At 72.0% G+C, this 7,202-nt stretch carries 8 protein-coding genes; 3 read left to right on the top strand and 5 right to left on the bottom strand.

What is annotated here, in order from left to right; translation table 11 throughout:
* Positions 1-163 precede the first annotated feature (163 nt).
* A complete protein-coding gene (locus ACFYOP_RS13460) occupies positions 164-1,408 on the bottom strand; it encodes a cation:proton antiporter (RefSeq protein WP_356899322.1) in 1,245 nt (414 codons plus the stop codon).
* Between the two features lie 625 nt (positions 1,409-2,033).
* On the opposite strand from ACFYOP_RS13460, the gene ACFYOP_RS13455 reads away from it, so the two are divergent.
* A complete protein-coding gene (locus ACFYOP_RS13455; protein ID WP_356899321.1) occupies positions 2,034-3,074 on the top strand; it encodes a DUF4190 domain-containing protein in 1,041 nt (346 codons plus the stop codon).
* Between the two features lie 30 nt (positions 3,075-3,104).
* Here the strand turns inward: ACFYOP_RS13455 and ACFYOP_RS13450 are convergent, their stop codons facing one another.
* The gene (locus ACFYOP_RS13450) at positions 3,105-3,620 is read right to left on the bottom strand and encodes a DinB family protein (RefSeq protein WP_356899320.1); all 516 of its coding nucleotides are present in this window, start codon (positions 3,618-3,620) and stop codon (positions 3,105-3,107) included.
* 191 nt (positions 3,621-3,811) lie between these two features.
* Here ACFYOP_RS13450 and ACFYOP_RS13445 point away from each other — a divergent pair, with 191 nt between their 5' ends.
* Positions 3,812-4,573 carry a hypothetical protein gene (locus ACFYOP_RS13445; protein WP_356899319.1) on the top strand — a complete coding sequence of 254 codons (762 nt, stop codon included), beginning with the start codon at positions 3,812-3,814 and terminating at the stop codon, positions 4,571-4,573.
* Between the two features lie 128 nt (positions 4,574-4,701).
* Here the strand turns inward: ACFYOP_RS13445 and ACFYOP_RS13440 are convergent, their stop codons facing one another.
* The 3 genes from ACFYOP_RS13440 to ACFYOP_RS13430 form a co-directional block, all read right to left on the bottom strand.
* Positions 4,702-5,136, bottom strand: a complete 435-nt coding sequence (locus tag ACFYOP_RS13440; protein WP_356899318.1) for a DUF2267 domain-containing protein — start codon at positions 5,134-5,136, stop codon at positions 4,702-4,704.
* 220 nt (positions 5,137-5,356) lie between these two features.
* Positions 5,357-5,776, bottom strand: coding sequence for a DUF2267 domain-containing protein (locus ACFYOP_RS13435; RefSeq protein ID WP_356899317.1), 420 nt, complete (start codon positions 5,774-5,776; stop codon positions 5,357-5,359).
* A gap of 91 nt (positions 5,777-5,867) precedes the next feature.
* On the bottom strand, positions 5,868-6,302 hold the full coding sequence (locus ACFYOP_RS13430) for an Hsp20/alpha crystallin family protein (RefSeq protein ID WP_356899316.1): 435 nt from the start codon (positions 6,300-6,302) through the stop codon (positions 5,868-5,870).
* Between the two features lie 172 nt (positions 6,303-6,474).
* Between ACFYOP_RS13430 and ACFYOP_RS13425 the strand changes: the two genes are divergently transcribed.
* The gene (locus ACFYOP_RS13425) at positions 6,475-7,140 is read left to right on the top strand and encodes a type III effector protein (protein ID WP_356899315.1); all 666 of its coding nucleotides are present in this window, start codon (positions 6,475-6,477) and stop codon (positions 7,138-7,140) included.
* Positions 7,141-7,202 lie beyond the last annotated feature (62 nt).

Below are 7,202 nucleotides of genomic sequence, written 5' to 3'. Positions count from 1 at the left end.
CGGCGGGCGGACGCCCCCTGGGCGTCCGCCCGCCGCCGGCCCGTCGCTGAGCTGCGGGCACCGTGCCCTCGAAGGTCGTGCCTGCCGGCCGTGCGTATCCGTGTGGCCCGTCGCCGCCCGACCCGGCTCCGGAGGCCGGAGCGGGGTCGGGCGGCCGGGTGTGTCAGGACCGCTTCGACTCGGCCCCGCTGTCGGCGCGCTCCGCGGCCTCGTCCTTCTCGCCGGGGATTCCCGCGACGTCCTCGACGTGGAAGAGGCGGGCGATCGGGACGTCGGTGCTGCTGTGGGCGATGATCGAGGCCGCGATGCAGACGGCGATCAGGGTGTACGCCTCCTCGCCCTGCGGGATGCCCGCCTGCAGTACGAGAAGCCCGTAGACGACCGAGGCGAAGCCCTTGGGGCCGAACCAGGCGGCGACGAGCCGCTCCCGGCGGTCGAACCGCGTCCCGAGCAGCGAGACCAGCATGGACGCGGGCCGGATCAGGACGATCGCCAGGAACACCACGACGTAGCCGCCGACGGAGAGATCGCCGAAGAGCTGCGGGGTCAGCAGGGCGCCGAAGACCAGGAGGGCCGCGAACTTGGCGAGTTCCGCGAGCTGCTCGCCGAGCGGTTCGAACGCGGTCTTCGCCTCGGTCGGCGCGACCGCCGTGAGGACCGCTCCCGCCGAGAACGCCGCGAGGTACGGGTTCGCGTGCGTGAGGTGGCACAGCCCGTACAGGATGACGCCGATGGCCAGCAGCAGCAGCGGCTGGAGCTTGGGCTCCACACCGAGCAGCTTGAACCGCAGAAGTCCGACGACGAGCAGCGGCAGGACGATGCCGAAGGCGAGGCCGAGACCGAGCTCGAGGCCGATCAGGCCGAGCGACGACTCGGCGTGCCCCGCGGTGGGGCCGGCGGCGGCGATGAGGATCAGGACGATGGGCAGTGCCAGGCCGTCGTTGATGCCGCTCTCCACGTTCAGCAACTGACGCAGCTTCGAGGGCACTTCCTTGCGGCCGACGATCGCCGAGGCGAACACCGGGTCGGTGGGGGCCAGCACGGCGCCGACGAGGAAGGACGTCGTCCAGTCGAGACCCACCAGGAAGTGCGTGACCAGCGCCACGCCGACCAGGGCGAGCGGCATGCCCAGACCCAACGCGCGCGCCGGGTGCTTCCAGTTGGCGCGCAGCCTGGGGAATGAGACGTGCATTCCATCGGTGAAGAGCACCGCGAACAGGGCGAGGTCCGCCGTGACGGAGACGATGCCGCTGTCGGCCGTGATGTGGATCAGGCCGAAGAAGCCGTCGCTGACGAGCGCGCCGCCCACGAGGAAGAGGAAAGAGGTGGAGAGGATCGTGCGGGCCGCGAGCCCGGACAGGAGTACGGCGATGAGCAGCGCCACTCCGAAGACAGCTACGAGCACCATGACGAGAATCCCCCGATCAGCTAAGACACCTGTCCCATGTTCGCCGACCAGACTTCCCGGCACTCCGCGGCTGACTCTACACGGGCCCCGCACCGTCGAGGGGAGCCCCGGATGCCGCCGTCATCTGGTGGTCCTGCTTGCCGGGACTCGGCAACCGGCGCGGACGAACCTATGACTCTTCCCAGCGTCCTGTCCATCGTGGGCTGTTGCCGCCCGGACGGCCGCCCTGCCCGGGACGCCGTGCGGAGAGTCGGCGTCCGGTGCCCGGAAGGCAGGGGCAGAGCGGGCGGCTCGGCATCAACGGGTCGTGAAGGCTTCCGGAATCATGCAATGCCTCCGGTGTGACCATGTGCCACTCTGGCCCCGCAGACAGGTCGGGCCGCGGCTCGGCGGTGCGGCCGGTGTTCCGTGTCGCGCCCGGTGGTCCATGTCGGGGCCCGGCGCGCGCGCCAAGGTCCGGTCGGGGCGCCCCTTCTGTCGCTTCGCATGCGGCCCCTGCCAGGGGATGCCGACGGAAAGGGACTTGCTCGTGGCCATGCCTCCCCCGTACCCATACCCGTCCGGCCCGGCCGACCCGTTCGGCGCCGGTGGCGCCGTGTCCGTGCCCCCGCCGCCCCCTCTCCCGTTGAGCCGCCTCGCGCTGGCGTCATTCGTGTTGGCGCTGCTGGTCGTTCCCGCGCCGCTGGCGCTCGTCCTCGGTATCGCCGCCCTGGTACGGATGCGCCGGCGGAACCGGCGCGGCCAGGGTTTCGCGACGGCGGGCGTCGCCGTCTCCGGCGTGGTTGTCCTGGTGGCCGGCGCTCTGGCCTCGGGGTCGGTCCATTTCTCCGTATGGGCCGGCAGCACCAACAGCTCGGACGGCGGCCGGACAACCGTCCCGGGCCGGACCATGACCGTTTTCGACCTGACCGTGGGCGACTGCTTCGACCCCGGCTCGGGGCTGCTGCGGCAGGACCGCGAGTCGCTGAGCGACGTCAGCGCAACGCGCAAGCGGTGCGACGAACCCCACGTCGCCGAGGCGTTCGGGTCGTTCCGGCTGCCGGACCGTGACCAGTACCCGGGATTCACGGAGATGTCGGCGACCTCGCGGGAGCGGTGCGCGGGTCTGCTGCTCGACTACGCGATGGACCCTTACGAGTACGGGCGCCTCCAGACGTACTTCTACCAGCCCGACCGGTCCGGGTGGGACCGCGGCGTGCGTTCGGTGTTGTGCTGGGCGGGCCGGCCGCAGGGCAGCCTCACGGCCTCGCTCCGCAACGACGGCTCCGTTCTCGCACCGGATCAGGTCGCCTATCTGACCGCGCAGAAGCCCCGCCATCTCGTACTGCTGGACGCTCCGCGGAAGAGCCCTGCCGAGGACTTGGCCACGGCGCGGGAGTGGGCGGGCCGGATGGCGGGGGCCCAGGAGGCGACCGCATCGCGGTTGCGGGCGGCCGACCTGCCGCCCGAGGCGGGCGCGGTCGCGTCGGAACTCGCCGCTCGGCTGGCCGCGGGCTCCGTGCACTGGGAGCGGGCCTCACGGGCCGAGAGCGCCGAGGCGTTCGGCCGGCACGCTCGTGAGGTGGAGAAGAACGCGGGCAGGGAGCAGGAGGTGCGTATCCGGACCGCACTCGGGCTGCCGTCGCAGCCGGTGCAGGCGGGCCTCCCCGGTGGCGCCAAGGTCTGACCGGGGCCGGGCGGTGGCGCCTCAGCGGCGTCACCGTCCGACGGAGCCGTCGGTCTGCTCGCGGAGGATGTCGGCGTGGCCGGCATGGCGGGCGGTCTCCTCGACCATGTGTACCAGGACCCAACGCATCGACGGTGGCGGTGTCTCACGGAGCGACCGGACTCCCGGTCGGTCCAAGTCCTCGCAGGCGTCGATGATTGCGTTGGGCTCCTCGACCGCGCGCCGGTAGGCGGCGAGCGGACTTTCGACGGTCTCGTCGTCGGCAGGCCGGGCCTCGTCGTCCCGCAGCGGGGCGTCGGTGCCGGCGTACGCGTGGGCGGACCAGTTGAACTCCACGGCGGTCAAGTGTTTGACCAGGCCGAGGATGCTGGTTCCGGACGGCACCCCGGCGGTGCGGGCCGCCGTCTCCGAGAGGCCGGCAGTCTTGGCGGCGACGGATTCCCGCAGATAGTCCAGGAAGGTCAACAGTGTTGTTTTCTCATTGGTGTTGAGACTCGGCGGGCGTAGATCGCCGCGCGGTTCGGTGTGCGGTCCGGTGTGCGTCACACCGCGACCCTACGCACCCACATCGCCCGGGAAGAAGAACCCTTTGTCGCAGGGCTTTCGGCGGACATCGGCAGCGGGCGAGAGGGTTCGTCGCGCCGTCTTGTGCACCAATGACAACGCGAGGGCAGTACCGTTGCATCACAGCAACCACATCCAACCGCGGGCGCGGCCCCGCGATTCGGGAGATCGACATGACGTCTTCGACCAACCCGGCAGGCAGCATCACCGAGGCAACCGCCCTGCTCCAGGCGGAGTTGCCGCAGCTGGAGGAGTACCAGCAGACGCTCGAGAAGGAACTCGCCTCGGTCACCGAGCGACTCGAGTCGGTACGCGGCGCCCTCGCCGCCCTGCAGGCGCTGTCCGCCACGCCCATCCCGGCGCCTCGTGAGGCGGAGAGCGTCGTTGCCACCGTGGTCGACTCGCCCCCGGCGGTCGCGGAGGAGACGGCGTCCGAGACGGTGTCCGAGCCGCTGCCCGCGGAAGAACCCGTGGCGACTCCCGCGCCCGAGGAGCCGGCCGAACAGAAGGCCCAGGAGAAGGCCCAGGAGAAGGCAGAGCAGAAGGCACAGCCCGCGGCGCGCACCAGGAAGGCGGCGGGCAAGCGCCCGGCGAAGACGGCCCCGGCGGCCAAGCAGCCGCAGGCCAAGAAGGCGGGGAAGCAGGCCCAGACGAAGAAGGCGGCCCCGGCCCCGGCCAAGAAGAAGGCTCCGGCGAAGAGCAAGGACACCGCGGCCGCCGCAGTGGCGGACGCCTCCGGGCTGACCGACCAGGTGGTCGCCGTCCTGACCCGCAACGCCGACACACCGCTGCGTGCGCGTGACGTCGCCCAGGCGCTGGGCCGTGACGAATCCACCGGCAGCATCAACACCGTGCGCAGCACTCTCGACCGCCTCGTCGCCACGTCCCGCGCCCACCGTGCCGGCCGTGGGCTGTACCAGGCGCCCCGTAACTGAACCACCGCCGGCCCCGTGCCGGCCCGTACACCTGTCGCCGCACCTTCGGCCGAGTTGTCACTCGGCCGAAGGTGCGGCGACAGGTCGGCGGTGCCCCACCGACAGCACGGGCGCGGGCGGCCGACCGGTCAGGCGGCCCGGGTGAGTTCGGCGCGGCCGAACAGCAGGCCGTACCCGCCGGGCAGTCGCGCCAGGACGCGGTCGACGAGGCGGGGGCCGGCGAGCTGGGTGACGACGTGGAGGACGGCTCCGGTGTCCCAGCGCGCGGTGGCCGGGGTGCCGCCGATGCGGGTGGCGAGGTCCTTGACGAAGCCCCAGCCGGTGAGGGGCTGCGTGGCGGGAATCTGGGAGGTGAAGGCACGGGCGGCCTCGAGCGGGAGGCAGGCAGCCAGGTCGACGCGCTCGTCCCCGGTGATCTGACGCCCGAGTGCGGCCAGCACGGCGCGTACGGTCTCCTCGGCCCGCTCGCGCGTGGGGTAGGCGCCTTCGTAGCGGACTCGTTCCAGCATCTGGTCGAACGTCATGCCCGGCGTCGTCGGGGTCGGTCCCTGCTGGGTGAGCATGGTCGGATGTCTGCCTTTCTCGTCTCTCGTCACGGGTCTTGCTCGTCACGGACGTGGTCGTCACGGACGTGGTCGTATCGCGGGTCTAGCTCGTCGCGGGTCTTGCTCGTCGCGGGTCTTGCTCGTCGCGGATCGTTCCTGTCACGGGTGCCGCACTCGCCGGCGGGCCCGGGGGCCGGGCCGCCGCCGGCCGGGTGCCAGGCCCCCGGCCGGACATCGGTCACCCGCGGACCGGACCGGATCGGTCGTCGTGTGCGGGGCGGCCGAAGAGGAGGTCGTAGCCCGGGGGCAGTTGGAGCAGCATGCGGCGGGTCAGCTCTTCGCCCGCGGCGTCGGCGGTCACGCTCAGCACGGCGCTGACGTCCCACGTCGCGGTCTGTTCGGTGGCACCGTCGATCCATGCCGCGGTGGCACGGACGAACCGCTCGGGTGACAGCGGTTCGGCGGCCTGCAGCGGGTTGAGCAGGATCAGCGCGAAGGTCTCCGGGAGCCGGGCGGCCAGCCCGGCCCGCACGTCGCCCACCAGGTGCGCGCCCAGCAGGGCGAGCACGGTGCGTGCCGCCCGCTCCGCCTCCTGGCGTGTGGTGTACTCACCGCGTTCCTGCACCTGTTCGAGGAACACGTCCCATCGCATCGTCATCGAAGCCCCTTCCTCTCCCGGCCGGAGGGCGGAGGGCGGGACGGGAGGGGGAACCGGTTCCCGTCCTCCGCCACGGCGCGGGCGGGCGCGGTCAGCCGCGGATCTCCTTGCGGCCGGCCTCCCCGCCGATGGTGATCTTGCGGGGCTTGGCACGCTCGGCGATCGGGATCCGGAGTGTCAGGACACCCGACTCGTAGTCGGCCCTGATGTGTTCCGTGTCCAGGGTGTCGGCCAGCATCACCTGGCGGGAGAACACGCCCAGGGGCCGTTCGGACAGTTCCATCTGGACGTCGTCGGCCTTCGTGACCGGCCGGCGCTCGGCCTTGACGGTCAGCATGTTGCGTTCGACGTCGATGTCGATCGCATCGCTCGTGACACCGGGAAGGTCGAGAGCGATCACATATTCGTCGCCCTCCCGGTAGGCGTCCATCGGCATCGCCGAGGGCCTCGACCACGTGCCACTGGTCCCCAGGAGCTGCTGGGTGAGGCGGTCGATCTCGCGGAAGGGGTCGGTGCGCATCAACATCGCGAAAACACCTCCAGTCGGTTCAGGCAGTTACTGCCAATGCGCTGTACCTGACTCCGTTGTAGCATGTCATCCAAACGATGACAACCGGATCGTCATCGAAGGGATGACGGGCAAGGTGTCATCAGGTAGACGACGGCATCGAAGGACGACGCACAGGGAAGGGACTCCCGTGAAAGCAGCCGAGCAGCCCCGCGAGCCCGGGCCTGCCCCCGCCTCGTTCCTCGCCGCGGCGGCGGCGCTGACGGCCATCGACGAGGCCGTGCGCGCCGCCCAGGCCCCGCGGCCCGGACAGGAACCGCCGCCGGAGCAGGCCAGTTCCCGGCAGGCGCTGGCCGCGCTGCTCCTGCTGCGGCAGGTGCGCGACCAGCTGGCCGGGTGGGAGCCGGGCCTCATCGAGGCGGCGCGCGAGGCGGGCGCCAGCTGGGCCGAGCTCGCCCGGCCCCTCGGCGTGGCCAGCCGCCAGGCCGCAGAACGCCGCTATCTGCGGCTGCGCCCCGGCGACGCGGGCACCACCGGCGAACAGCGCGTGCAGGCCACCAGGGACCGCCGCGCCGCCGACCGCACGGTCACCGCCTGGGCCCGCAGCAACGCGTCGGACCTGCGCCAGCTCGCCGGCCAGATCACCACGCTCACGGACCTGCCCACCACCTCCCGCGCACCCCTGGCCGAAGCGCTCGGCGACAACGACCCCGCCGCCCTCCTCCGCCCCCTCATCGACGCCCACTCCCACCTCGAGACGCGTCACCCCGGCCTCGCCGCCCGCGTCGACTCCGTCACCCGCCACACCGACCGGCTGCGCCGGCGCGGCGGCGACCGCCAGCGCCCCACCACGTAACACCGCCCCACACCGGCGGACGTTTACGACACCGGGGCTCGGAGACCCGACCGGGTGTCGAC

It is taken from the genome of Streptomyces sp. NPDC006294, from assembly GCF_042870895.1.
Classification (GTDB): domain Bacteria; phylum Actinomycetota; class Actinomycetes; order Streptomycetales; family Streptomycetaceae; genus Streptomyces.
Note: the sequence above shows the minus strand (reverse complement) of the source record. Positions and strands in the feature narration are given on the sequence as shown.

Coding starts and splice junctions, on each gene's coding strand:
- ACFYOP_RS13430 (WP_356899316.1), bottom strand. CDS start 6,302: ATGTTGATGCGCACCGACCCCTTCCGCGAGATCGACCGCCTCACCCAG.
- ACFYOP_RS13435 (WP_356899317.1), bottom strand. CDS start 5,776: ATGACGATGCGATGGGACGTGTTCCTCGAACAGGTGCAGGAACGCGGT.
- ACFYOP_RS13440 (WP_356899318.1), bottom strand. CDS start 5,136: ATGCTCACCCAGCAGGGACCGACCCCGACGACGCCGGGCATGACGTTC.
- ACFYOP_RS13445 (WP_356899319.1), top strand. CDS start 3,812: ATGACGTCTTCGACCAACCCGGCAGGCAGCATCACCGAGGCAACCGCC.
- ACFYOP_RS13460 (WP_356899322.1), bottom strand. CDS start 1,408: ATGGTGCTCGTAGCTGTCTTCGGAGTGGCGCTGCTCATCGCCGTACTC.